Here is a 26,564-nt window from a genome sequence, read left to right as displayed (position 1 = left end):
TTTTTTCAAAAGAGGTGTTATATTTGAGTAATAAAGATGTAATAAAGTTGGTAGATAAAGCAGCTAAAACCGCTGATTTAACAAAAGAAGAAATGGTATATTTATTGAAACAGGATTTTACAGAACTTGATTACTTAATAAATAAGGCTGATCAGAAAAGAAAGGAATTATTCGGAGACGAGGTTCATTTAAGGGCCATCATAGAGATTTCCAGTTACTGCAAACAAAACTGTTATTATTGTGGACTCCGCAAAGACAACAAGCAGCTGGAACGTTACCAGCTTGCTAAAGAAGATATAATTGCTACAGCTAATCAAGCAGCTGAGCTAGGATATAAGACGGTGGTATTGCAGTCAGGTGAAGATGACTATCCTGCTCAAGAAATAGCAGAAATCATAAAAGAAATTAAGCTTAATAATGATATTGCGATAACACTCAGTCTGGGTGAACGTGATTTTGGAGCCTATAAGCTCTGGAAAGAAGCAGGGGCAGATCGCTACCTTTTAAAACATGAAACAGCTGATCAAGAACTTTATCAGAAATATCATCCTCAGATGAGTTTTGAAAATAGGATTGCAAGTTTAAAATACTTAAAAACCCTAAATTATCAGACTGGAAGTGGGGTAATTATTGGTCTTCCAGGTCAAAGTACAGAAACACTGGCTGCAGATTTAATGCTTTTAAAAGAGCTTGAAGTTGATATGGTCGGTTCTGGTCCCTTTATTCCCCATCAGAATACACCTTTGAAAAATACTAAACAGGGTACAGTAGGGATGACACTGAAATTTAATGCTTTAAGTCGTTTATTACTGCAGTTAAGCCATATACCTGCCACTACTGCTCTGGGTACTATAGATGATTTCGGCAGGCAGAAAGCCCTTCAGGCAGGAGCAAATGTGGTGATGCCCAATGTTACAGACAGCAAATATCGCAGCAAATATGAAATCTATCCGGCTAAAATTTGTATTGAAGAAAAAGCAGCTGATTGTAGACAGTGTATAGGTGGAATTATTTCTTCTCTGGGACGTTTTGTAAGTAAGGAGCGGGGAGATAGTCTAAAAATTAAAACTGGCTAATTAGCCAGTTTTAATTATTAAGATAATATTTTATCTGGTAGTTGGATTCACTATTTATCAGTTTCATCTTCACTCTGGCTGGTTTGATCTTCATCATTATAACTTACACTCATGTTTAAAGCTTTATTGGTACCAGCAAAATATTCTTTTTCGGGGCGGTAGATATTTTCCTTTCCGATTTTTTCTGCTATATTTAATTTTCTCAGCATTTCAATTATTTTTTCGTTGACTCCTGTTAAAATAACCTCTGAGCCATCTGCCTGAACCCTGTCAATAAATTCTTCTAAAACTCTGATGATTGTAATATCAATTCTGGAAACATTGCGGAGGCGAATTATGAAATCTGTATTCTTGCAATAAAATTCTTCCAGCTGTTTTTTGAGGTCATCAGCAGCACTAAAATGAACTACTCCTTTAAGATCTATTACTCTAGCTTCTTTGCTTTCAATTTTGGATTTATCACTATCTTCGTGTTCAACATGGTGAAGATGGTATGCATTATCACTTTCTGTTTTATCATAATATAGCAGATCTATATCAGCTTTTTTAGAGATCTGCAGTACAACAACAAGTGAGACCAGAACCCCAAAGTAAATTGCCTGATCAAGGTTTGGCAGAATAATAGTTGCTAGAAATGTTGACCAAAAGATTATTGCATCACCTTTGGTTGTTTTCATGTTTTTTATTATCTCTTTAATATCAACAATTGAAAAAGAAGCTCTTATAACCAAAGCTGCTAAAACTGCTACTGGAACAAATGAAATTAAAGGTCTTAAAAAGACTATAAAGATAATTATAGAAAGAGCACAAAAAAATTGAGAAATTCTATTTTTTGCTCCAGCTGTTAAATTGGCAAAGGTATTTGAAAAAGAAGCAGAAATAGCAAAGCCACTGAAAAATGAAATAATCATATTAGTTATTCCTTGACTCCTGAATTCTCTTTTGAAATTTACTTCTTCCTCTGTTTTTAAGGCAACAGCCTGTAAAACAGCCATTGTTTGAATTAAACCAAGTAAGGCAATAGAAAAAGCAGTGGTGTAAACTTCACCAATTATCCCCCAATCAAAATTAACAATATTAAAGTCAATAATCTGACGTGGGATTTCACCAATCACCGGTACAAAATTATTTAAACCGCTTAAACTTGTAATAATAGTCATTATTACAACCGCTAATAGATATTCTGGCAGATTTTCTTTTAATTTAGGTAGTAAATAGATAAGAATTATAGTAAAAATACCAATGCCAATACTATAATAGTTTATTTCGCTGATATTTGTTATGAACTGCCAGCCTTTAGTCAGAACATTGTTTCCATTTACAGCAACACCGGTAAAGTTTTCTATTTGACTAAATAAGATCAAAACTGCAGCCCCATGAGTTAATGCTACTACAACTGGATGGGAAACATATTTAACCAGCTCACTTAAGTTTAGACTAACAAGTAAGAATTGGAATAGACCAATTAAAAAAGTGGTTAAAAATATTATTTCCAGATAATTTTCTCCCTGGTAATTACTCAAACTACTGTAAAGAGCTACAGCCATCATATTTGTAGGTCCCACAATAATATATTTAGAAAGATTAAAAATAGAGGCACTTATCATCGAAAAGATAGAAGCATAAATGCCGTAAATTGGGTTTACACCAACAATTAAGGCATAAGCCATATTTTGAGGAAGTGCGATTGTGGCTGTTGTTAAACCACTGATTATATTAGGTTTTAATTTATCGAATTTTTTCTTTAGATTATCCATCTTATATCCACCTCCTGGCTTAAAAAATCTGTGCTTATAGTTTAACAGTTTAACTGATAAGATTCAATAATAATCTAGAAATATCTACAGTTTTTTGTTAAAATAAAATAAATACCTTTCAAGTTATGGATTGGGGTGAAATGATGTTTAATCTTAAGGAGAAAATGTTAATTATATTTTTACTTATCTTAATTTTAAGCAGCCTATTTACGGCTAATATTTTTGCTCAAGATATAAATTTTGAAAATAATGAAGAACTGGCTGAAGCAAAAAGTGAGTTAAATCCCAGCATCATTTTTGTGATGCTTTTAATAGCAGTTTTAGTAACTTTATTTATCTGGGAACCTTTACCGATCAGTATGCTGGCCGTTTTGGTACCTATTACCCTGGCTGTTTTTAGTAATTTAAGTCAGATGACTGTTGAGGAAGCTCTCTCAGGTTTTGGTAATTCTGCTACAATTACAGTTATGTCGATGTTTGTTTTTAGTGCCGGGATTCAGCGTAGTGGAGCAGTACAGCTTTTAGGTGATAAGATTTCTAAAATAACCGGCAGTAATCCCAGAAGACAAATTGCCTTGATTTCGGCTTTGACCGGTTCGACCTCCGGTTTTATTAATAACACACCGGTAGTTGCTGCTTTGATTCCAATGGTGAGGGAATTAGGGAGAAAAACTAAGGTTTCTCCCTCAAAATTATTGATTCCTCTTTCATATACAGCAATGTTGGGAGGAACAGTTACTTTAATCGGTACTTCAACCAATCTCTTAGCAAGTGAGGTTTCAGACAGGTTGATTGGTCATCCTTTTCGGCTTTTTGAGTTCACGGGTTTAGGGATTATAGTATTATTTATCGGTGTTATCTATTTATTAACTATCGGTTATAAACTTATTCCGGCCCGTCTTGATGTAGAAAGTAATTTAACTGATGAATATGAAATGCGTGATTATTTGACAGAAGTTTTAATAGGAGAAGACTGTGTTTATGTGGGGAAAAGTGTTGCTGAAATAGATGCAGATAAAGAACTAGATTATGATATTATTAGAATAATTAGAAATGGTAAGCAGTTTATGGAGCCCTTAAATGCCAAAACTATTCGTCCTGGTGATCATTTAATTATCAGGGCTAAACAGGAAACACTGCTTGAACTTGTCAAAAAAAAAGGTATGACAACAATGGCGGAATTGATTGTTAATGATAAATCTATTGAACAGCCTCTAAAAGGAGAAATACTGGTTGAAATAGTAGTTCCTGCCCATTCAGTTATGGTTAATAAGACGATGGAAGAAGTAAATCTTCTGCAGAGATATGACTGTAATGTTCTTGCTTTAAGACGGGGAGAAGAGATTACCCACCAGAAGATGAGAGATTATCGTTTTAAAGCAGGAGACTTGATTTTGATGCTGGTTACAGAAAACACCTTAGAAAGAATGAGAGCCAACAGTAATTTTATCATTGATAGGGAATTTGATCCCAACTTTTTTGACCGCAAAAAAATGTATATTTCCATTGCTATTTTAAGTTATTTTATAATTACGGTTGCCTTTAATCTGATTCCGGTGGCAATTGCAGCTTTAAGTGGTGCTTTTTTGATGGTTTTGAGTGGTTGTATAAATAAAAAGGAGTTTTTTAGTGCCATAGACTGGGAAGTATATTTTCTTTTATCAGGTTTAATTCCCATGGGAATGGCAATAGAAAAATCAGGTACGGCTTCTTATCTAGCTGCCCAGATTTTAAATTTATCTGAATTAATGCCACCCATTTTTATATTGATGTTAATTTATTTACTTACCTCACTGCTGGCTAATATTATCGGTAATAATGCCAGTGTGCTGTTAATGCTGCCGATAGCTATTGGTACAGCTCAGCAGTTGGGTGTAAATCCCTTTGCCTTTGTTTTAACCACAACTTTTGCCGCTAGTGCTGCTTTTGCCAGTCCAGTTGGCTATCAGACAAATTTAATGGTTTACAGTTCAGGTGGTTTTAAATTCAAAGATTTTATTGTGGTTGGAGCACCCCTACAGACTATTTTGGCAGTAGTTGTACCCCTTTTGGTAAGATTATTTTGGGGTTTTTAAATTAAAAATAGTAGTAATTAACCTGGGGTTTTTATCCCGGGTTATTTTTTTGCTGATTATAAATATATTTAATTATTTAATAAAAATAATTAAATTTTTAAAAAATATATTTACAAATATTAATTTATAGTTTATAATATTAAATATAGAGAGGGGTGGTAAAGATGAGTTATCCTATTCCGGAACAATGCCCCAGCTGTGAAGGTAAATTATATGTCAGAGAATTAAAATGTCAAAGCTGTCAGACCAGAATAATCGGTGATTTTTATCTTGATGAGATTTTTCAGTTAAATTATGAACAACAGCAATTTTTAAAAGTTTTTATTAAAACTCGGGGTAATATTAAAAACATGGAAAAAGAGCTGGAAATGTCCTATCCAACTGTAAGAAATAAGCTTAATGAACTAATCAAAAGTCTTGGCTATAAAGATGAACTTTTAGAAGAAGACAAAGAAGAGAAAAGGAAAGATATTTTGGATATGTTAGAAAGTGGAGAAATTGAAGTCTCAACAGCTGCAGAAAAATTAAAAGAATTGTAAATGAAATTTTAAGAAATTTAAATTAAGGGGATGAATTTAATGAGTGAAGAAAGAATGAGAATTTTAAATATGCTGCAGGAGGGAAAAATAAATGCTGAAGAAGCTGAAATTCTTTTGAGTGCTTTAGCTAAACATGACTTATCAGACTCTGCAGCAGATTTAAAAAGTTTTCAGGCTGAAAAAAAGCAGAAAAAACACCTGAGAATTATCGTTAATGAAAAAGGCAAAGAAAAGGTTAATATGGCATTACCGCTGGGGATTGCTAAAACCATGCTAAACTTTATACCTGGTCCTGCAAGGGCAAAACTGGCAGAAAATGAAATTAATTTAGATGAGTTAAATCAGAGTCTGGAAGATCTAGCAGAAGAAAGAGAAATATTAAGAGTTGAGGATGATGATGAAACTGTAATCATCAAAGTTGAGTAAATTGTTAAATGTTTTATTTGCTTTATCACTATCTATATTATATAATACAGCTAGAAAGAAATATATAGATAATTATTAAAAAATTAAAACTGGGGAGTCCGAACTGGAGGCTGAGAGGATGAATTTATTCATCGACCCATTGACCTGATCCTGGTAATGCAGGCGTAGGCATCAATAAATTTTAAAATCCTTAAACCCTCCGGTTCGTATCCACAGCAGGAGGGTTTTTACTATGAAAAATAATTTATCTACCCGGATGTTGGCCGAAATTGGAGTTGCAGTAGCCTTAGCTGTTGTGCTTAACTTTTTCAAACTCTGGCGGATGCCCCAGGGTGGTTCGATCAGTTTAGAAATGCTGCCGATTTTAGTTGTTGCTTTTCGCTGGGGAGTTGGAGCAGGTGCTTTTAGTGGTCTTGCCTATGGTTTGTTACAGCTGATGTTCGGTGCTTATATTATTCATCCTGTCCAGCTGATAATGGATTATCCTTTACCCTATATGATGCTCGGTATTGCAGGCTATTTCACAATTAAAAAGGATGGAGTAATCAAGCCATTAAAGGTATTACTTGCCACAGCTGTTGCCGGTGGAGCGATGTTAATCACTCATATTTTATCAGGTGTAATATTTTTTGCTCAATATGCACCAGAAGGACAAAATGTTTGGGCATATTCTACAATCTACAATGCCAGCTTTTTAATTCCAACTTTGATTATTAACTATATTGTTATTTTGATTTTGCTAAAAAGTTTAAATCTCAGAGATAATTAAAATTAAATAAAACTGCCACAGGGGAGCTCTTAGCTGAGAAAAGCCTTTGCTTTAACCCTTTGTACCTGATCTGGATAATACCAGCGAAGGAAGTTGTGCATTTTAAAAGTATCTAAAATTATTAATGATATTTATAAAAGGCACAGTTCCTTTATCAGGGCTGTGCCTTTTAACAATTTAAGAAAGGATGATAAAAATGAAAATGAAGAAATTAACCTTTGCTGCTCTGTTGATCGCACTGGGAACTATTAGTGGACACTTGATCTATATACCGGTTGGAATTGCCAAAGCTTTTCCAGTTCAACATCTTATCAATGTTTTATCTGCCGTGCTTTTAGGGCCAGCCTATGCTGTATGGAATGCTTTTGCTATTTCTCTTTTTAGAAATATCTTGGGTACAGGCTCACTGCTTGCTTTTCCCGGGAGTATGATAGGTGCCTTTTGGGCCGCCTATTTATATAAATTTAAAGGAAGCAATTTTGCGGCAGTAATTGGTGAATTGTTCGGCACGGGAATACTGGGAGCATTAGCTGCCTATCCCATCGCAAATTTTTTGATGGGTAGTGCTTCAGCGGTATATTTCTTTGTAATTCCCTTTTCAGTCAGTTCTTTAGCTGGAGTTTTTATAGCCTATTTATTTCTCGAAGTAACAGAAGAAGCAGAAATTTTAACTTCTCTCAAAGAATCAGATTATTAATTAGGAGTGATAGAGATGAAAAAAGTATTAACCATTGCCGGCTCTGACTCCGGAGGTGGAGCCGGTATTCAAGCTGACTTAAAAACAATGACAGTCCATCAGGTATATGGTGCAGCAGTGATTACAGCCCTTACCGCCCAGAATACATTAGGGGTTCAGGCTGTAGAGCCAGTCAGCAAAGAATTTGTAGCTGCCCAGCTTGATTCTGTACTAAGTGATATTAATTTTGCTGCTCTTAAAACAGGGATGCTGGCCCAAAAAGAAATAGTGGCAGTTACAGCTCAGAAAATAGCAGAATATAATTTAAAAAACTTAGTTGTTGATCCTGTTATGGTTGCTACAAGTGGTGATCTTCTTTTAGAAGAAGCTGCTGTGCAGAGCTATAAGGAGCTGCTTTTTCCATTGGCTGATTTGATAACTCCTAATCTAATGGAGGCCAAGGTTTTAGCAGGGATAGATAAAGAAACTCAGGTTGAAGCAGAATTTCTAGCCAAAAAGCTGCATGCTTTTGGCAGTAAGTATGTTTTGATTAAAGGTGGACACTTTAGTAATCCAGCTCAGCAGAGCAAAAAAGCTGTTGATCTGCTTTATGATGGTAGTAACTTTGTCAAATTTAAGGCTGATTATATTGAAACTAATGATACCCATGGTACAGGCTGTACATTATCGGCAGCTATAGCAAGTAATTTAGCCCTTGCTTATAGTATGGAAAAAGCGGTAGAAAAAGCCAAAGTTTATTTAACTAAAGCAATAGCTGCAGGAGAAAAAATTGGTAAGGGGAATAGTCCTCTTAATCATATCTATCAGCTTGATCTAAAAAAGGAATCAAGACAAGGCTAGTTAAAGGAGGAAAAAATGAAAGCTATAAATTGGGAGCTCTATTTAATAACTGAAGAAAAACTTTCTCAGGGTAGAAAAAGTCTAGAAGTTGTAAAAAAAGCTGTAGCAGGTGGAGTAGATGCTGTACAGCTTAGAGAAAAAAATTTAAGTCTTCGAGAAAGATATAAGCTTGGGATAAAGCTTAGGCATTTTACAGCAGCCAGAGGTGTAAAACTAATAGTAAATGATAGAGTTGATCTTGCTTTAGCATTAAATGCAGATGGAGTCCATTTAGGTCAGGCTGACCTACCTCTAAAAGAAGCCAGGGCCATCCTGGGATCTGATAAAATTATCGGAATCACTGCCACAGATCTTAAAGCCATCAAAAAGGCAGAAGCAGAAGGGGCAGATTATCTGGGAGTTGGCTCTGTTTTTAAAAGCAATTCCAAAGAGGTTGATTCTTTTAAAGCTGGGATCGGTATTCAGGGAATAAAAAGATTGAGCCGAGAAATATCAATTCCCATCACAGCTATTGGTGGCATCAAGCTAAACAGTGCTTATGAAGTTATCAGAGCAGGAGCAGATAATATTGCAGTTATTTCTGCCTTAACTCAGGCTGCAGATATTAAAAGTACTGCTCAGGATTTTAAAAAGATGATCCATAAAGCTAAAAAACAGAGGACTGCATAAATATGAGAAGCGAAAAGATTAACTTAGGCGAAAAAGATAAGAAAAATTGGCAGCAGATTAAAAAAGCAATTAAAAGCAAAAAACCACTAATCCATCAAATAAGTAATTATGTTAGTGCCAACGATTCTGCCAATATAACTTTAAACTGGGGAGCATTACCTGTAATGGCTTCAGCTCCTGAAGAAGCTGCAGAAATTGTAGAATCTGCTTCTGCTCTTTTAATAAACTTAGGTACCCTTAATCAGGAGCGCTTGCAAGCAATTTATAAGGCAGCTCAAAAAGCCAATCAGCTTAAGATCCCCATCATCTTAGATCCGGTTGGAGTAGGTGGCTCTGATTTTAGAAGCAGAGCAGCATTTAAAATTTTAGAGGAATTTCAATTAACTATAATCAAGGGCAACAGGGCTGAAATTGCTTTTTTGGCCGGAGAAAAAGCAGAATTAAAGGGTGTTGAAGCAGTGGGTGAATATAAAGATCTGGATATAGCTGCTCAAAAGCTGGCCCAAAAACAAAATTGTCTGGTTGTAGTTAGTTCCAGAGTTGATATCTTAGCTGCTAAAAACGATATTTTTTATTCTGAATGGGGTAGTGATTTAATGGGTAAAATTGTTGGTACAGGCTGTATGCTGGGTACAACATTAGCTGTTTTTGCAGCAGTTGAAAGAGAAATTGAACTATTTGAAAAGATCAAAACTGCCTTAGTATATTATGGTTTTGCTGGTCAAAAAGCAGCTTTGCAAGCCCAAACACCAGCTAAATTTAAAAGAGAATTTATGGATACAATTTATCAGTTTGCCCACAACTAAATCAGAGGAGGAAAGACTAATGACAAAACTAAAAAGTGAAAAAATGAATAGCTTGGAGTTAAATATGGAGAAATTCAATCAAGGAGCAGCAGATTTTGAAATCTGGTTTAAAAATAATGAAAATATATTTTTGACTGAATTGAATGCTCTTGCTAAAATGGTAACAAAGCCCGAAAAATGTGTAAGTATTGGAATCGGTAATGGGCTTTTTGCTGAAAAGCTTGGTATTAAAAGAGGAGTTGAGCCATCTCATGCTATGGCAGATTTAGCAAGGGCCAGGGGGATAGAGGTTAAAGCAGGCAAAGCAGAAGCACTGCCATTTGCAGATCAGAGTATAGAGCAAATCCTTTTAGGAACTATTTTGGCTTATGTAGAAGATAAAGAAAAAGCAGTTGCTGAAGCTTATCGGGTCCTTAAAAAAGGGGGAGAAGTGATCATTTCTATCTTAGCTGCTGAATCATCATTTGCCCTCTTATATAGACTGGCCTTTTTAGAAGGTCATTACAGAACAATGATTTCACCGCAATACCCATATCCAATGGATTTTCTGGCAGGTACAGATTGGATTTCCAGCCCAGAATTGATCGCAATTATGAAAAAAATCGGTTTTAAAGATTTAAAGTTCAGGCAAACTTTAACTAAACACCCCAGATATGCCAATGAAGAAGTGGAAGAATCAATTCCAGGTTATAAAAAGGGGGATTATGTAGTAATAAAGGGGGTTAAATAATTGCAATTTCAGGATTTAGTGAGTAAAAATAAAGAAGACTGGCTTAAGGTTGTTAAACATCCTTTTGTAGATCAAATCTATAGAGGAGAATTAGCTGAAGAAATATTTAAATTCTATTTACTTCAAGACCATTATTATTTAAATCAATCGATGCGAAATATGGCTATATTAATTTCTAAAGCCGAAAATTTAAAAGAAAAACAGCAGTTAATTGATATTTTAAATCTTGAGGCAAATGTAGAATTTGCAAAATATCAGGAGCTTTTAGAATACTACAAACTTGAGGCAAAAAGTGCAGAAGAGATGGAGCTGACTTATTCTAATCTTGCTTATTCAAACTATCTTTTGGCTGTAAGTTCTCAGGCCGGGTTTGCAGAAGGAATGGCAGCTTTAATACCCTGCTATTGGATATATTTAAAAATGGCAGAATATCATCAGCATAAACTAAAAGAAAATGATAATCAAATCTATCAAGAGTGGGCAGCTGTATTTAATAGTGCAGATTATAAAAGGCTGGTCGAAAATATGCTTGCTATATTAGAAAAAAATCTTACCGAGGAAAACTTTAAAAAAATAAATTATCATTTCAATAATTCAATTAAATTTGAATATCAGTTTTTTTCTGATGTTTATCAAAAGAAAGTCTGGAAAATATAATTGAAAAATGTTGACAAAAGTTGTATGATATTAATATGTAAATCTAAAATTCGTAATTTTAAATCACTTAACACAAAATATCTTTTAAATAGGAAGGAGAAAAAATATTGCAATTTTTAGTCAACAATCCTCAATTTTGGAGAAGTGATGGTTTAAATGAAGAACTACCTGAAAATATGGAAGTCACTTTAGAAGGAGGCAAATTAAAGCTTCCAGATAAGATTAAAGAAAGATTGGGTTTAGAGGATAATACCGAATTAAAAATTAAGCTAGGCTCAAAGGGATTCTATATTGAAAGAAGTGATCCGCTTTTATCTAAAGTCTATATAGAACCTACCAGTGACTGTAACTTAGACTGTATTACCTGTGTTCGCCATTCCTGGGATGAACAAATGGGTCACCTTGACATGGAAACATATGATAATTTAATAGAAGAGTTAAAGGATTTTAAAGGATTAGAAAAAATCGCTTTTTGGGGAATTGGAGAACCCCTTTATCATCCCAATATTATCGAGATGGTAGAAAAAGCTTCTAAGCTGGGGATTCAGACTCAGATAATTAGCAATGCCTTACTGCTTGATGAAGAAAAAGCTGAAGGTCTTTTAAAAGCCGGTCTGGATAGTTTGGTTGTTTCTGTAGATGGGACCTCACCGGAAACAATGGCTACTATTCGCTCAGGGGCTGAGCTGGCCCAGGTGATAGAAAATGTTAAGCAGTTTAGAAAGCTGAAAGATAAAATCAGACCGGAATGTGAAATTGGTATTGAATATGTAATCATGAAATCAAATGTAGATGAACTTAAAGATCTGAGAAAACTTGCATTTAATATGGGAGCTTCTTTTATCTTTTTAACAAATCTACTGCCCTATACTGAGTCGATGATAGATGAAATACTCTATTCTTTTTCGATCAGCCGCTCTAGACCTGAGAATAGGAATCCACACCGGCCTGAGATCTATCTACCCCCAACAGATTTAAGGGAGGATATAATAAAAGATATAGCTGCTGTAGGTGGAAAGTCCAGTTCGATTTCTACAACTCAGGTTCCTTTTAATCCCCATAAAGGTTACTGTAAATTTGTTGAAGAAGGCTCTATAGCTGTTAACTGGAGAGGAGAAGTAGCTCCCTGTATAGCCTTGATGCATAGTTATGACCTTTATATCAGAGATAGAGAAAAGCAGATTAAAGAATATTCTCTCGGCAGTCTTAAAGAAGAAAGTTTAGAAGAAATTTGGTTCAGCCAGGAATTTAAAGATTTTCGTAAAGAAGTTAAAGAATTTCCTTATTCAGACTGTACCCAGTGTTCAGGCTGTGATATGTCAGAAACAAATGAGGAAGATTGTCATGGAAATGACTTCCCTGTTTGTGGTGATTGTTTATGGGCTAGAGGAGTAATTCAGTGTCCATAATTAAAAACATTGACTAATTAAATTAATTACTATTACTGCAGCAACAGTAAAGTAAAAATAATTTTCAAAAAATATAGAAATTTACAAAATATAAAGCAGGATTTTGCCTTTTTACATTTAATAATATTAATAATACCTTCGAGTTTTTCTGCCTAAAGAATATCTATTCTAAGGTGGTTAAACCGCCGGGTTGAGAAAGAAATGACTCAGCCTCCCGTGCTTGGAAAGAAGAGTAATCTTAAGGAGGTATAAATTAATGGGTAAAATTTATGAGTATCAGGTATTAAGGGTAAATTTAAGCAATGGAGAAATTTCAAGAGAAACAATTGCTGGTGAAAAAGTTAAAAAGTTTTTAGGTGGTAGAGGTCTAGCTTCTAAAATGCTTTATGATGAAATTGATCCAAAGGTTGATCCTTTAAGTCCTGAAAACAAGCTAATTTATGCTACAGGTCTTTTAACAGGTACTGCAGCTTCAACTGGTGGCCGTTATATGGTAATTACCAAAGGTCCTTTAACAGGTACTATTGCAAGTAGTAACTCAGGTGGATTTTTCGGTGCTGAAATGAGATTTAGTGGTAATGATATAATTGTTTTTGAAGGAAAAGCAGAAAAGCCTGTCTATTTATCTCTCAAGGGAGATCAGGCTGAGCTTAAAGATGCTTCACATCTCTGGGGTAAAGGTGTTTATGATACCACAGATATGTTGATCGAAGAATTTGGCGATGAAAAAGCAAGAGTAAGTTGTATTGGACCTGCTGGAGAAAATATGGTTAAATTCGCTTCTATTATGAATGAAAAAGATAGAGCAGCAGGTAGAACCGGTGTTGGAGCAGTTATGGGTTCTAAAAACTTAAAAGCCATAGTTGTTAAAGCTGGTGAAAAACAGGTAGAATACTTTAAAGATGAGATGATGGAAGTTGTTAAAAAACAAACCAAAACTCTTAAAGAAGATGGAGTTACAGGTGAAGGACTACCAGCTTTAGGTACTAAAGTTCTGGATAATGTTATCAATGAGCATGGTGCTTATCCAAGAAATAACTTCCAGTATGGGACCTTTGATAAAGTAGAAGAAGTTTCTGGTGAAGCTCTAGTAGAAAAAGGCTATTTACAAAATAACAAGGGTTGTTATGGCTGTCCTATCCGCTGTGGTAGACATACTAAACTTCCTAATGGCCAGGAAGGTGAAGGTCCTGAATATGAAACAGGTTGGGCTTTTGGTGCTGATTGTGGTGTAAGTGATCTTAATGCCATAGTTCAGGCTAACTTCCTCTGTAATGATCTTGGTCTTGATACAATATCTGCAGGAGCAACTATTGCAGCTGCAATGGAATTATATGAAAAAGGTTATGTAGATAAAGAAGAATTAGAAAATGGCCCAGAATTAACCTTTGGTTCTTCTGAATCAGTCACCTATTATACAAGACAGATGGCTTATCGTGAAGGTTTTGGTGATCAATTAGCTGAAGGTTCATATAGATTAGCAGAATCTAAGGGTAATGCAGAATTATCAATGAGTGTTAAAAAACAGGAATTACCTGCCTATGATCCGCGTGGTATTCAGGGGCAAGGTCTAAATTATGCTACATCAAACCGTGGTGGTTGTCATGTAAGAGGATATATGGTATCTCCAGAAGTACTTGGTGTACCTGAAAAACTAGACCCTCAAGAATTAAAAGGAAAACCAGAGTGGGTTAAAATATTCCAGGATCTAACTGCAGTAATTGATTCACTTGGAATGTGTCTCTTTACTTCCTTTGCACTCGGTTTAGAAGATTATACAGAAATTGCTAATGCAGGAACTGAATTTGAATATAGTCCAGAAGAAATGCTGGAAAATGGAGAAAGAATCTATAATTTAGAGCGCCAGTTTAACCTTGAAGCAGGAATTACACCTGATCAGGATAAACTTCCTAAACGCTTTGATGAACCTCTACCAGATGGAACATTTAGAGGAACTGCAGCTAAATATAGAGAAATTCTACCTGAGTATTATGAGGTTCGTGGCTGGCAGCAAGATGGTTGGATTAGTGATGAAAAATTAAGTGAGATGGGATTGAAATAAATGTCTTTAAAAGTTAAGTTTCATTCTTTATTTAGAATAAAGCTGAAAAGTCGTGGTCATGAATATCAGCTTGAAGATGAAATCGATGTTATGGAATTAATTGATCTTCTAGATGACGACTATGATGGCTATTTTTCTAAAAAATTGCTGGATGCCGGGGAAATTTCTCCCGGCTCCATCATTTTAGTTAATGGTGAAAATGTGATTCATAAAGATGGAGTAAAGACAAAAATAAAAGATGGGGATACAGTTACTTTATTCCCTCCCTCAGCAGGTGGTTAGATGAGAGAATATCTTAAAAGACAGAAAAAGCTCTTTAAGAGTGAGGAAAGGGAAAAAATGGCCGCTTTAAACGTAATGGTGGCTGGAACAGGTGGTCTTGGCACAAATTTAGCAATTCAGCTGCAGCGAATTGGGGTTAATAAGATATATCTTTATGATTATGATAAAGTAGAAATTTCAAACCTCAACCGACAGCTTTGTTTTGGTCGAGATGATATTGGCAAAGCTAAAGTAGAACAGGCTGCAGAATTTTTAAATCAATTTAAGCTTGATACAGAAATAATTGCTAAAAACGAAAAAATTACCGAAGAAATGGAACTAGCTGATGATATCCATATTATTTTTGATGCCTTAGATAATTTTGAGACAAGATTTGTGGTAGATAAACTGGCTCAAAAATATGGGCTTCCTTTTATTCATGCCGGAGTTGAAGATCTTTTTGCCCAGATAATGCTTATTCTGCCTGAAAGCAAAAGCAGGCTTAATGATGTTTTTGCCGGAGCTGAAAAAGATGATACTCCAGCTGTTTTTTCACCTGCAGTTACTATCACCGCATCTTTTCAGCTGCTTGAAGCCCTGAAGTATTTATTAGGTAGAGATAATTATCTAAAAGATACAATTTTACACATTGATTTATTTAATTCGGAAATAGAGAAAATAGAGTTAAGATGAATGTAAATTAAGAATTTTTAGCAGCCCTCTTTAAAGGGGCTTTTTCTTTGCAAAAAAGGAGGTTCTAAGATGGGAGTAGAAGTATATCATCTTTATCACAGTGGTACAGCAGTTAAAATCGACAAGGAACTTGTTATCTTCGATTACTATAATGACCAGCCAGGCAAAGCAGAAAAAGGCAATTCTTTAGCAAAAGGAGTTATAAGAGAAGACAGTTTCTCTGGGATAGAAAAGGCTTATGTCTTTGTTTCTCATGATCATCATGATCACTATAATAAGGTTATTTTCAAGTGGGAAGATTATTGTGATAATATAAGCTATATTTTAGCAGATCAAGTTTCATTAACTAATCAGTTGAAGCAAAAAGAAAATCTATTTACAATAGCTAAAGATCAAAGCTTAGAATTAGCAGCAATTGAAATTAAGGCCTTAGGCAGCACAGATAAAGGAGTCTCATTTTTAGTTAAAAAAGGAGCTTTAAAGATATTCCATGCCGGTGATTTGAACTGGTGGAAGTGGAAAAAGTTTTCTCCTAAAGTACAAAAAAAAGAAGAGCTAGATTATAAGAATGAAGTTAATAAGTTAAAAGGAGAAAAAATAGATATTGCTTTTGTACCGGTTGATCCTCGCTTAGAAGAAAACTATTATCTGGCCGGTCAGTATTTTATCAAAACAATCAAGCCAGAGCTTTTTGTGCCAATTCATTTTTCCAGTAATTTTGAGGTTACAAAAAGATTTGCTGATAAAATGGAACGAGCAGAACTTTATTTTAGCAAAATAGCTCAGATCAATTCGCGGGGAGAAAAAATCATTTATCAAAATTAAAAGAGGTGAGCAGATGGCTGATAATAATTTAATTGCAACTTTTTCTATAATCGCTTATGATCCAGTTAGCGAAGAACTGGGGGTTGCTGTTCAGTCGAAATTTTTAGCTGTAGGCTCAATGGTTCCCTGGGCCAGAGCTGGTGTTGGTGCAGTTGCTACTCAGGCCTGGGGCAATACTAGTTTTGGACCCAGGGCCTTAGATCTCTTAGAAAAAGGCAAATCTCCCCAAGAAGCTGTAAATATACTTATCGAAGCTGATCAGGGGGCTGAGTTTAGACAGTTGGCAGTGATAAATGCTGAAGGGAAGGCAGCAGCATATACAGGTTCAAACTGTTCGGATTGGGCAGGAGAAATAATAGCTGAGAATTATTCTGTACAGGGAAATATTCTAGTTAATGAAAAAACCTTGCAGGCAATGGCAGATAGTTTTGAAAACTCAAAAGGGCCTCTAGCAGACAGACTGGTCAAAAGTTTAAGAGCAGGACAGTTTGCTGGTGGTGATAAACGAGGTAGACAGGCTGCTGCCCTTTTTGTAGTCAAAGAAGGAAGGGGAATTGGTGGTTTTGATGACCGCTATATTGATTTGCGGGTAGATGACCATCCCCGACCAATTGAAGAATTAGCAAGATTATTGAAACTTTTTTATCAGCAAAGGGATAATTAAATATTAAAGCTTTAGCTTTGATTTGAAGAGGGAGGAAAAGATGGGAGAAATTATTAGCTTAGGTGAAGCCTTAATTGATTTTACACCACTTGATGAAGAAAATAGGGATTTTCGTAAAAACCCTGGAGGGGCTCCTGCCAATGTTGCTGTAGCTTTAAGCAGGCTGGGAGTTGAGATTAGTTTTCTTGGCAAGGTCGGAGATGATGTTTTAGGGAGGTTTTTAGTTAATAAGCTAAAATCAGAAGCTGTAAAGATAGATAATCTAATTTTAACTAATGAAGCTAAAACTGCTATAACTTTTGTGACCCTTGATGAAAGGGGAGAGCGCAGTTTTGATTTCTATATAGATCCCAGTGCAGATCGTTTTTTGCGGAAAGAAGAAATAGATAGAGAGTTATTTAAGCAGGCTGAAATTTTTCATTTTGGTTCTATTTCTTTAATTGATCAACCGGCTAGATCTGCAACAAAAAGAGCAATAGGGCTGGCCCAGCAAAATGAAATGCTGATCTCCTATGATCCTAATTTAAGAACTATGCTTTGGAACTCAGCTGCAGAAGCAAAAGCTAAAATATTATCTCTAATGGATAAGGTAGATATTTTAAAAGTTTCTGAAGAAGAATTAGAATTTTTGACAGCAAAAAAAGATATCAGTGAAGGTACAGCAGAGCTTAATAAAAAATATCAGATTCCCCTGATCTTTATCAGCTGTGGAAGTAAAGGCTCATATTATTACTATAAAAAGGAGCTTTTCTTTAGTCCGGCATTTGAAGTGGATGCTGTTGATACTACTGGTGCTGGAGATGCTTTTGTTTCAGCTGTATTATATAAGATACTTAAGTCAGAAAAAGATATTTCTGAACTGGAGCATTCATATTTAGAAAATACTCTTAAAATGGCAAACTATTCTGGGGCACTTGCTGCTTCAGAGAGTGGAGCCATGGCAGCTTTACCTACTTTAGAGCAAATAGAGGCTTTAGAAATTTAAGAAAATAATTTTATTCACTTGCAAAAATCAAAAAAATACTATATAATACTTAAAAATCAACAATAAATAAATCCTGTGACTGGAAATAGTAAGAAAAAAATTGAAGTCAGCGAATCGAGGATGGTGTGAGCTCGAGCAGATTTTTTTTCTGAACGCATCTGTGAGGATTTTTCTTGAACGAAGTAGGGAAAAACGTAGAACTGCGTTAAATTAACCTAAAGTGGATAAATTTATTTATCAAGCAGAGTGGTACCACGGAATTAACCTGTCTCTATTATATGGAGGCAGGTTTTTTTAAATTTAATTTTATATTATTTAAATGGGAAGAAACTTTAGTCAATATTCTTTTATCTGAAGTTAATTGCAGGATTAAAAGTTAGTAATCAAATTTGAGGAGGAAGATATTAAGATGAAGATTGAAAAAGACAAAATTAACAAAATTTTATTGGCCTATTCTGGTGGTTTAGATACCTCAGTAGCTATTAAATGGCTGCAGGATAAATATGATGCAGAAATCATAACCTATACTGCAGATTTAGGTCAAAAACAGGATTGGGATGAAGTTGAAGCAAAGGCACTGAAAACCGGGGCTTCTAAAGCATATATCGATGATATTAGAGAAGAATTTATTACAGACTATGTATACCCGGCTTTAAAGGTCAATGCCTTATATCAGGAGAAATATCCTCTTGCTACAGCTTTAGCAAGACCTTTAATTGCCAAAAGAATGGTTGAAGTTGCTAAAAAAGAAAATGTAGATGCTCTTGCCCATGGTTGTACAGGTAAGGGTAATGATCAGGTAAGATTTGAGGTTACATTTAAAGCGCTGGCCCCTGAACTTGCTATTTTAGCACCACTTAGAGACTGGGGTTTTACCTCTCGGGATGATGAGATCGAATATGCGGCAGAACATAATATTGATGTTAAGGCTACCAAGGACAGTCCCTATAGTATTGATCAAAATCTCTGGGGAGTTAGTATCGAATGTGGTATTTTAGAAGATCCCTGGGCTGAGCCACCTTCTGATGCCTATCTTTGGACAAATGATGTTGATGATACACCTGATGAGCCTAAATATATTGAAATTGAATTTGAAAAAGGTGTTCCTACAGCAGTTGATGGGGAAAAATTATCTCCAATCGAAATAGTTAATAAACTAAATGCAGCTGGTTCTGAATATGGTGTGGGCAGAATAGATATGGTTGAAGATAGATTGGTTGGAATTAAGTCAAGGGAGATTTATGAAGCTCCTGCTGGTGAAATTTTAATTACTGCTCATAAAGCCTTAGAATCTTTAACCTTAGATAGAGAAAGTAAAAACTATAAAGCAGAGATGGCAGCTAAATATGCAGAACTAACATATTATGGTCTCTGGTTTTCTCCATTGAGAGATGCCTTAGATGCTTTTGTAGATAAAACACAGAGCTATGTTAGTGGAACAGTAAAAGTTAAACTTTATAAAGGTAACTGTACTTTAGCTGGCAGAAAATCAGATTACTCCTTATATGATCATGGTCTTGCTACTTATGATGAAAGTGATGTTTTTGATCATGAGTCAGCAGCTGGTTTTATCAATCTCTGGGCTTTACCTGTTCAGGTTGCAAATGAAAAAAATAGAAAATAATTAAAGGGTGAATAAAATGAAATTATGGGGAGGCCGTTTTGAAGGCGGTATTTCTGAAAAAATGGATAGATTTAATGCCTCACTACCCTTTGATATAAATTTGCTGGAATATGATATTGAGGGTAGTTTGGCCCATGTAAAGATGCTGGGTAGAGAAGCTATTATCTCTGAAGCTGAAGCTGAAAAAATAAGCTTGGGACTTAAGGAGCTAAAAAAAGAGTTATTAGAGGAATTAGAACAGGATAAACTTGATTTAACTCAGGCCGAAGATATTCACAGTCTAGTTGAGATGAGGCTAACAGAAAAAATTGGAGCGGTAGCCGGAAAGCTCCATACAGGGAGAAGTAGAAATGATCAGGTAGCCCTTGATATGAGGCTTTACCTGCGTGATCAAACTAATGATATTAAAGCATTAATCAAAGACTTTATGCAGGTTCTGCTTGATCTGGCTGCAGAACATAAAGCAACTGTTATGCCCGGTTATACTCATCTGCAGCGGGCTCAAGCTTTAACCTTTGGTCATCATCTTTTAGCCTATTATTTTAAATTAAAACGTGATTATGAGCGTTTTGAAGATGCTGAAAAAAGAATCAATGTTTCTCCACTTGGCTCTGGAGCACTTGCTGGAAGTTCTTTTAAGCTTGATCGCGATTTTACAGCTGAAGAGCTTGGCTTTGCTAAAGCCTGTGAAAACTCATTAGATGGAGTCAGTGATAGAGATTTTGTGCTTGAGTTTTTAGCTGTAGCATCTAATTTAATGCTTCATTTAAGCAGATTGAGTGAAGAAATCATTCTCTGGAATGCAGCAGAATTTTCTTTTATCGAATTAGCAGATCAGTATACAACTGGGAGCTCTATTATGCCGCAAAAGAAAAATCCTGACTTGGCAGAATTGGTCAGGGGAAAAAGTGGGAGAGTAATCGGCAGTTTAAACCAATTGATGATTACAATTAAGGGTTTACCCTTAGCCTATAATAAGGATCTGCAGGAAGATAAAGAAGGTCTTTTTGATAGTGTGGCAACAGTTAAGCTGATTTTAGAATTATATCCTGAAATGCTTAAAACCATGCAGGTAAATAAAGAAAAAATGAAAAAGGCGGCAGAAACAGGTTTTCTCAATGCAACTGAATTGGCCGATTATCTGGCAGCAGAAGGTATTCCCTTCCGTAAGGCTCATCAGATAGTTGGTAAGGCAGTATTATATGCAGCTGAAAAGGAAAAAGAACTTGATCAGCTTAAACTTGAAGAATGGCAGTCACTATTTGCTGGAATTATTGAAGTTGATCACAAAAAGTTAAAAGAAATTTTAGCTGTAGAAGCAGCAGTTAATTCACATGCAACAAAAGGTGGTCCTGCTTTTAAAGAAACAGAACGAGTTATTGCTGAAGAAAGAAAATTTTTTAGTAATTAGATAAAAAATATAAGCTGGAAATTAATCAACCTCCATTAGATTTTAATATTTTTCTAATTGGGGGTTTTAATTTTGTCTAAAAAGCAGTAAAATATACTTAGAAGCTGAAAAAGAGCTTAAATCAGCCAAAAAAAATTAGCTGAGCCGGCATTTAAAATTTTAGCTCAATTTGATAAGCAGGAGGAATAACAATGGCTGCAAAAATTTCATCTTTGAAAAAAGTCAATAGTCTTCAAAAAGGAGCTTTAAATCCAAAGTTATTTAAGGTTATTTTAGTTTTTATCACTTTTTTTGTTTTTTTAAGTACTGCTTTACTTTTTAGTCAGCAGGTTGAGGCGGCTTTTTCCAGTTATGAAAGATCAACTTCAGAAGCGATGTTAAAGGATTTAAATAGACAGTATGATCTGAGAGAATACGGAGAAGATGATAAAGAATATCAAATTTTAAATAGACTTAAGCAAAATATTGCCAGCAGAAAATTTAGAGAGGCAGAATTTAAAATTTATCATGTTGATGATGAATTGATTAATGCTTACTATATTGGTGATGGAAGGATTATTTTATTTGAGGGTTTAGTCAGCTTATTAGAAAGTGATGATCAACTGGCTGCTTTAATCGCCCATGAAATAGGGCATGGGGTAGAAGGACATTTAGATAGTAATTTAAAAAGAAATCTAAGCCTTTCTTTAATCAGCATATTATTTAACAGAATAACTGATCGAGAACATCAAACTATGACTAATGTAGCCTATAATCTAATTAATAATGGCTATTCAAGAGAACAGGAAAGAGAAGCAGATATTTTTGCAGTTGATTTGATGATCAGAGCTGATTATGATCCTCAGGCTTTGATTGAATTGATGAAAATATTTAAAGAAAGATCTCATAATATTAAATTGCTGGAATTCACCCAGACTCACCCCATACCAGAGAGTAGAATTGAATATATTAGTCAATATATAGCTGAAAAGCAGGGTAAAGAAAGCATAGTACTAAAAAATGAGTCAAAAGAGGAAGCTCCTTCAGCCACTAAAGAAGAGCAGACAGATAAGGAGAAATTTCAAATGAGAAATACTTTTAAAGCTGATATAGTCAGTTTTAGATATCCTGCAGATTGGGAGTTAAATCAGCGTGAGTCTGAGAATAATGAGCAGATCTTTAGCTATGAACTTAAGGCAGATAAGCTTGAAGGTGAATTTATACTTTTTGATTACAGTGCTAGAGATTTTATGGAAACCGCCGAAAAGAATTTTGATTATGCTTTAATACGAGCTGAGGCAGAAGGTTATATAGTCAATAGAGCTGTGCAAAAAACTGCAGCCAAAAATGTATATCGACTGCAGAAAGAAAAAGATTCTCAGATTTTTATAGAATACTATATTGATGGTCCTCAGTCTAATAAAGTTTTAAATTTAAACTTTTCTTTAGCCAAAGATGATTATTTAGCCTATATAAATCAGCTTAATTATTTAATTAACTCCTTAAAAATTGAGACTTAAGCCTAAATTTGTTAAACATCTTTCTTATATTCTCTTCAGAGTATGTTATAATAATAGATGATGAAAAATTAAGCAGCTTAAGATTGATTTTAAGGGAGGTCTTTAACTATGAAATATGATATTTTTGCAGTTGGGGATAATGTAGCAGATTATTATCCAGAGCAAAAAAAGATATATGCTGGTGGAGGAGCCTATAATGTTGCTGTAATTTCAAGAAGACTCGGAGCTAAAACAGCCTATTATGGTGCCTTTGGTACTGATCAAAATGCCAAATTTCTTTATGATACCCTAAAAAAAGAGAAGGTAGCCTATCCGGTTAATGATATTCGCAAGGGTAGAAATGCGGTTTCTATTATAGAAAAAAATAAGGGGATAAGCAGTGTTAAAGGTGTTGATAAAGGTGTATATAAAAACCTTAGTCTTAATAAAGCTGTTTTAGAAATAATCAATAATTCTAAAATAGTTCATACAAATATATATAGTTATTTTGAAGATTATTTAAAAAAGATCGAGGATAAGGCAATAATTTCTTTTGATTTTTCTCATCTACGTAATAAAAGCTATATTAGTGAAATTAGTAAACTGGTCGATATAGCCTTTTTTTCAACTCCGAAAATAGACGAAAACCCCCAGCAATTTATCGACTGGGCTGCTGAGCAGGGAGCAGAAGTAGTAATTTTAACCCTTGCTGGTGAGGGTGTATTGATGAAATATGAAGATCAATTAATAAAAAAAGAAGCTCATCAGACTAAGCTTAAAGATACTTTAGGAGCCGGAGATGCTTTTATAGCTGCATTTTTAAATACTATTAAAGATTCTAAAAATTATGAGTCAGCTTTAGAAGCAGGCTTAGCTCAAGCGGCAAAAAATTGTCAGATCAATGGTTCACTAGGAGTTGCTGCTTTAAGAGAAGAAGATATAGTTCTGCAGAATGATATTCACCAGGAATTTTAAAAAAATAGAGATATAAAGGCCAGTTTTGGCCTTTTTCTTTGCTTAAAGGTGAGTAAATAATTATACTCAAGAATTTTTTTAGAGGTATATTAGCTTTAATATAGAATAATATTATCAGGTTAGATTATCAGTTAATATAGGGGGAAGCAAAATGTTTTATCCATTAAAATTTGATCATAAATATAGAGAAAAAGTCTGGGGAGGTAATAAATTAAGCAAATATCGAGATGATATGCCAGACAAAAAGATTGGAGAAAGCTGGGATGTTTCTGCCCAAAAAAAAGCTGTTAGTGTTGTAAAAAACGGCAAATTAGCCGGCAAAGGTCTCAATGAGCTGGCTGAAATGTATCCGGTTCAAATTATGGGAGAAGAATTTGAGGATAGGGCGTTTCCTCTTTTGTTAAAGATAATTGATACTCAAGAACAGCTTTCTGTACAGGTCCATCCGGATAAAAGATATGCAGCTAAATATGAAGGTGAAGCTTCAAAAAATGAAGGTTGGTATATTATTGATGCTGCAGAAGATGCTTATTTAATTGTTGGGACCAAAGACTGTACTGAAAGTGAATTTAAAAAAGCAGTACAAAATCAAGAAATCGATAAATATGTAAATAAGGTTAAAGTAGAAAAAGGTGATGTCTTTTTTATTAAAGCAGGACTTTTACATGCCATTGGACCTGGAATACTGATGGCAGAAGTACAGGAGACAAGTGATACTACCTATAGAATTTATGACTTTGATCGTGGTAGAGAACTTCATTTAGCTAAGGCAATGGATGTTATAAACTTTAAACTGCAGACCAAAAAAAGAAAAGGGCTAAAAGTTTGTGCAGATGACTATGATTATACTTATTATTGTCTGACTGAAGAGCTGGCCCTGGATATTATAGAACTCAAAAAAAGCTATGAAGCTCAAGGTGATAAAAAACGATTTTATATTTTAACCGTTTTAGAAGGAGAGGGAGTTATCAGCTGGGAAGATAATGAACTTGAAATTGCTGAAAGTGAAAGCATTTTAATTCCTGCCTATACTCAAGAATATAAAATTGAGGGTAAGCTAAAACTAATGCGAAGTTATGTGCCAAACTATGAAAAGCAAAAAGAAGAAATTCTTGATATAATAAGCTAAGAATTTTTTCTTTTTATTCTGTTAATTACTTAATTGAATTTTGAGTCTAGCTTTATTAAGCTATTCATAAATAATTATTGTTCAGAAAAGGAGAAAATATGAGTGAGAAAAAACCCAATCAATTAATTAAATCACTTGATAGAGCTCTAACTATTCTAGAAAAATTAGTAGAATCAGAAAATGGGATGGGAGTAACTGAGCTCAGTAGAGAACTTGGACTGCATAAAAGTACTGTTTACAGGCTTTTAGATACCTTAAAATACAGAGGTTATTTAGAAAAAAACGAAGATAATCAAAAATACATAGCAGGAATTAAACTTTTTGAATTAAGCAGTAGAGTTTTAAATGATATTGACAGCCGAATCAGGGTTAGACCATATTTAGAGGAATTGATGGAAAAGACCAAGGAAACAATTCACCTTGGAATATTAGATGATGGTGAAATAATTTATTTAGATAAGGTAGAAAGTACTGCTACAATTAGAATGTACTCTCAGGTAGGGAGAAGGGTTCCCGTCCATTCTACAAGTTTAGGTAAGGCTATTTTGGCCCATTTGCCAGAAAATAAAGTTAGAGAAATTATAAATAAAAAAGGTTTAGAAGCAAAAACTGAGAACACTATAACAGATATAGATAAACTGCTTAAACATCTAAAAAAGGTAAAAAAACAGGGTTATGCAGTTGATGATGAAGAACAGGAAGAAAATATCCGCTGTATAGCAGCCCCGATTTTTAATCATAAAGGGGAAGTGATTTCTTCATTTAGTTTATCTGCCCCAATCAGCAGAATGGGTGAAGAGAGGATGGAGAAACTTAAAAAGTTAATAGTAGAATATTCATCTAAAATGTCCCGTTCACTGGGCTATAATATTTGATTTATTTTTAATTTTCATATAAAATACTTATAAACTAAAAATCATTCTTAATAAAATCAAGTGAAAATTTTGGAGGCTCAAGAGATGGATAAAATAAAAATAGGTATCCCTCGTGCTTTGATTTATTATTATTACTTCCCTTTTTGGCTGAAGCTTTTTAGTTCTTTAGGGGTGGAAGCAGTTATTTCAGATCCAACTTCAAGGGAACAGCTTGATCAGGGCGTCAAAAATTCTTTATCAGAAATTTGCGTTCCGATTAAAATAATTGTCGGGCATGTTTTAGATCTTCAGCAAAAAGGGGTAGATTATATATATGTACCTCGTTTTAAAAGTTTGAGAAAAGATGCAGTTTTATGTCCTAAGTTTTTAGGGCTGCCAGATTTGTTTAGACATTCATTACCACAGCTAAATGATTTTATAATTTCTGATACTATTGAATCAAAAAGTGATGATATTTCTGATTATAGTAATTACACAGAGCTGGCTGAAGTTTTAAATATTGCTAAATCTGAAATGAAAAAAGCCTTAAAAAAGGCTTCAGATTTATGGCAGAGATATAGAAAACTATTATTTGATGGTTATTTAATAGATGAATTTTTAGCTCTTGATAATATAGAAGCACTAGAAGCTAAGATAAGTCAACTGGAAAAAGAAGATGATTTACCACAGAGCAGGGCAGAAGTTAAGCAGGAAGAAGGCAGTGAAGAAACTCTTGATATCGCTCTAATAGGGTATGTATATAATGTATATGATAATTATGTCAACATGGATATTATAAATAAATTTAAAGAATTAGGGGTTAGAATCCATACCTTTTCTATGGTGGAAAATGAAATAATAGAAAAAGAGCTTGCTCAACTCCGTAAGCCAATGTTCTGGGAATTTACTAATAAACTTTATGGTGCTACACAGCATTTTTTTAAAGATAATAATATAGATGGTTTGATTCATATCACAGCCTTTGGTTGTGGACCAGATTCAATTCTGGGCCAGATTATTGAATTAGATGCCAAAAAATATGAAAAACCTTTTATGACTTTAAGAATTGATGAGCAAACTGGAGAAAGTCATATTACTACAAGAATCGAAGCATTTATTGATATGCTGCGGTTAAAAAAGGAGAGTAGTTAAA

General features: G+C 34.5%; 26 protein-coding genes, 3 riboswitches and 1 other annotated feature. Of the genes, 25 read left to right on the top strand and 1 reads right to left on the bottom strand.

Annotated features, from left to right (window positions below; genetic code table 11):
* Nucleotides 1-23 precede the first annotated feature (23 nt).
* Nucleotides 24-1,076, top strand: a complete 1,053-nt coding sequence (gene hydE, locus LJ207_RS04350; protein WP_229344422.1) for a [FeFe] hydrogenase H-cluster radical SAM maturase HydE — start codon at nt 24-26, stop codon at nt 1,074-1,076.
* A 50-nt stretch (nt 1,077-1,126) separates the two neighbouring features.
* Here hydE and LJ207_RS04345 read toward each other — a convergent pair whose 3' ends face one another.
* Complete coding sequence (locus LJ207_RS04345; RefSeq protein ID WP_229344420.1) at nt 1,127-2,833, bottom strand: SulP family inorganic anion transporter; 1,707 nt, start codon at nt 2,831-2,833, stop codon at nt 1,127-1,129.
* Nucleotides 2,834-2,976: 143 nt separating this feature from the next.
* Here LJ207_RS04345 and LJ207_RS04340 point away from each other — a divergent pair, with 143 nt between their 5' ends.
* The 24 genes from LJ207_RS04340 to LJ207_RS04225 all read left to right on the top strand — a co-directional run bounded on the left by LJ207_RS04340 (nt 2,977) and on the right by LJ207_RS04225 (nt 26,563).
* Entirely contained in the window at nt 2,977-4,908 is a 1,932-nt protein-coding gene (locus tag LJ207_RS04340; RefSeq protein WP_229344417.1) for an SLC13 family permease, read from the top strand.
* 164 nt (nt 4,909-5,072) lie between these two features.
* Entirely contained in the window at nt 5,073-5,447 is a 375-nt protein-coding gene (locus tag LJ207_RS04335; protein WP_229344415.1) for a DUF2089 domain-containing protein, read from the top strand.
* Between the two features lie 39 nt (nt 5,448-5,486).
* Nucleotides 5,487-5,873 (top strand): SHOCT-like domain-containing protein, encoded by a 387-nt coding sequence (locus tag LJ207_RS04330; RefSeq protein ID WP_229344413.1) that lies wholly within the window; start codon nt 5,487-5,489, stop codon nt 5,871-5,873.
* 80 nt (nt 5,874-5,953) lie between these two features.
* A riboswitch (TPP riboswitch) is annotated at nt 5,954-6,061 on the top strand.
* A 44-nt stretch (nt 6,062-6,105) separates the two neighbouring features.
* Entirely contained in the window at nt 6,106-6,642 is a 537-nt protein-coding gene (thiT, locus tag LJ207_RS04325) for an energy-coupled thiamine transporter ThiT (RefSeq protein ID WP_229344411.1), read from the top strand.
* Between the two features lie 9 nt (nt 6,643-6,651).
* Nucleotides 6,652-6,751, top strand: a riboswitch (TPP riboswitch).
* An 87-nt stretch (nt 6,752-6,838) separates the two neighbouring features.
* The gene (gene thiW, locus LJ207_RS04320) at nt 6,839-7,339 is read left to right on the top strand and encodes an energy coupling factor transporter S component ThiW (RefSeq protein WP_229344409.1); all 501 of its coding nucleotides are present in this window, start codon (nt 6,839-6,841) and stop codon (nt 7,337-7,339) included.
* Between the two features lie 15 nt (nt 7,340-7,354).
* On the top strand, nt 7,355-8,179 hold the full coding sequence (thiD, locus tag LJ207_RS04315) for a bifunctional hydroxymethylpyrimidine kinase/phosphomethylpyrimidine kinase (protein WP_229344407.1): 825 nt from the start codon (nt 7,355-7,357) through the stop codon (nt 8,177-8,179).
* Between the two features lie 15 nt (nt 8,180-8,194).
* On the top strand, nt 8,195-8,848 hold the full coding sequence (gene thiE, locus LJ207_RS04310) for a thiamine phosphate synthase (protein WP_229344405.1): 654 nt from the start codon (nt 8,195-8,197) through the stop codon (nt 8,846-8,848).
* Between the two features lie 2 nt (nt 8,849-8,850).
* Nucleotides 8,851-9,654, top strand: coding sequence for a hydroxyethylthiazole kinase (gene thiM / locus LJ207_RS04305; RefSeq protein WP_229344403.1), 804 nt, complete (start codon nt 8,851-8,853; stop codon nt 9,652-9,654).
* A gap of 19 nt (nt 9,655-9,673) precedes the next feature.
* Nucleotides 9,674-10,384 carry a class I SAM-dependent methyltransferase gene (locus LJ207_RS04300; RefSeq protein WP_229344401.1) on the top strand — a complete coding sequence of 237 codons (711 nt, stop codon included), beginning with the start codon at nt 9,674-9,676 and terminating at the stop codon, nt 10,382-10,384.
* Nucleotides 10,385-11,041: a thiaminase II/PqqC family protein gene (locus LJ207_RS04295; protein WP_229344400.1), complete on the top strand. Its 657-nt coding sequence runs from the start codon at nt 10,385-10,387 to the stop codon at nt 11,039-11,041.
* Nucleotides 11,042-11,148: 107 nt separating this feature from the next.
* Nucleotides 11,149-12,450 carry a radical SAM/SPASM domain-containing protein gene (locus LJ207_RS04290; protein ID WP_229344397.1) on the top strand — a complete coding sequence of 434 codons (1,302 nt, stop codon included), beginning with the start codon at nt 11,149-11,151 and terminating at the stop codon, nt 12,448-12,450.
* Between the two features lie 124 nt (nt 12,451-12,574).
* A riboswitch (molybdenum cofactor riboswitch) is annotated at nt 12,575-12,698 on the top strand.
* A gap of 8 nt (nt 12,699-12,706) precedes the next feature.
* Nucleotides 12,707-14,512, top strand: a complete 1,806-nt coding sequence (locus LJ207_RS04285; protein ID WP_229344395.1) for an aldehyde ferredoxin oxidoreductase family protein — start codon at nt 12,707-12,709, stop codon at nt 14,510-14,512.
* Nucleotides 14,513-14,794 (top strand): MoaD family protein, encoded by a 282-nt coding sequence (locus LJ207_RS04280; RefSeq protein WP_229344393.1) that lies wholly within the window; start codon nt 14,513-14,515, stop codon nt 14,792-14,794.
* Entirely contained in the window at nt 14,795-15,466 is a 672-nt protein-coding gene (locus LJ207_RS04275) for a HesA/MoeB/ThiF family protein (RefSeq protein ID WP_229344391.1), read from the top strand.
* Between the two features lie 69 nt (nt 15,467-15,535).
* Nucleotides 15,536-16,291 (top strand): MBL fold metallo-hydrolase, encoded by a 756-nt coding sequence (locus LJ207_RS04270; RefSeq protein ID WP_229344389.1) that lies wholly within the window; start codon nt 15,536-15,538, stop codon nt 16,289-16,291.
* Between the two features lie 13 nt (nt 16,292-16,304).
* Nucleotides 16,305-16,955: a DUF1028 domain-containing protein gene (locus LJ207_RS04265; RefSeq protein ID WP_229344387.1), complete on the top strand. Its 651-nt coding sequence runs from the start codon at nt 16,305-16,307 to the stop codon at nt 16,953-16,955.
* 40 nt (nt 16,956-16,995) lie between these two features.
* A complete protein-coding gene (locus LJ207_RS04260; protein WP_229344384.1) occupies nt 16,996-17,940 on the top strand; it encodes a carbohydrate kinase family protein in 945 nt (314 codons plus the stop codon).
* A gap of 66 nt (nt 17,941-18,006) precedes the next feature.
* Nucleotides 18,007-18,216 (top strand) — a binding site (T-box leader).
* 133 nt (nt 18,217-18,349) lie between these two features.
* Nucleotides 18,350-19,564 carry an argininosuccinate synthase gene (locus tag LJ207_RS04255; protein ID WP_229344382.1) on the top strand — a complete coding sequence of 405 codons (1,215 nt, stop codon included), beginning with the start codon at nt 18,350-18,352 and terminating at the stop codon, nt 19,562-19,564.
* Nucleotides 19,565-19,580: 16 nt separating this feature from the next.
* Entirely contained in the window at nt 19,581-20,975 is a 1,395-nt protein-coding gene (gene argH / locus LJ207_RS04250) for an argininosuccinate lyase (protein ID WP_229344380.1), read from the top strand.
* Nucleotides 20,976-21,166: 191 nt separating this feature from the next.
* Complete coding sequence (locus LJ207_RS04245) at nt 21,167-22,474, top strand: M48 family metallopeptidase (RefSeq protein WP_229344378.1); 1,308 nt, start codon at nt 21,167-21,169, stop codon at nt 22,472-22,474.
* Nucleotides 22,475-22,582: 108 nt separating this feature from the next.
* Nucleotides 22,583-23,428, top strand: a complete 846-nt coding sequence (locus LJ207_RS04240; RefSeq protein WP_229344376.1) for a PfkB family carbohydrate kinase — start codon at nt 22,583-22,585, stop codon at nt 23,426-23,428.
* Between the two features lie 151 nt (nt 23,429-23,579).
* Entirely contained in the window at nt 23,580-24,557 is a 978-nt protein-coding gene (locus LJ207_RS04235) for a type I phosphomannose isomerase catalytic subunit (protein WP_229344375.1), read from the top strand.
* Nucleotides 24,558-24,655: 98 nt separating this feature from the next.
* A complete protein-coding gene (locus LJ207_RS04230; RefSeq protein WP_229344373.1) occupies nt 24,656-25,432 on the top strand; it encodes an IclR family transcriptional regulator in 777 nt (258 codons plus the stop codon).
* Between the two features lie 93 nt (nt 25,433-25,525).
* Nucleotides 25,526-26,563 carry an acyl-CoA dehydratase activase-related protein gene (locus LJ207_RS04225; RefSeq protein WP_369414161.1) on the top strand — a complete coding sequence of 346 codons (1,038 nt, stop codon included), beginning with the start codon at nt 25,526-25,528 and terminating at the stop codon, nt 26,561-26,563.
* Nucleotide 26,564: the final 1 nt, after the last annotated feature.

The sequence above is a fragment of the Halanaerobium polyolivorans genome, from assembly GCF_020711195.1.
GTDB classification, from domain to species: Bacteria; Bacillota; Halanaerobiia; order Halanaerobiales; family Halanaerobiaceae; genus Halanaerobium; species Halanaerobium polyolivorans.
This window is presented reverse-complemented; position numbering and strand designations above follow the sequence as displayed.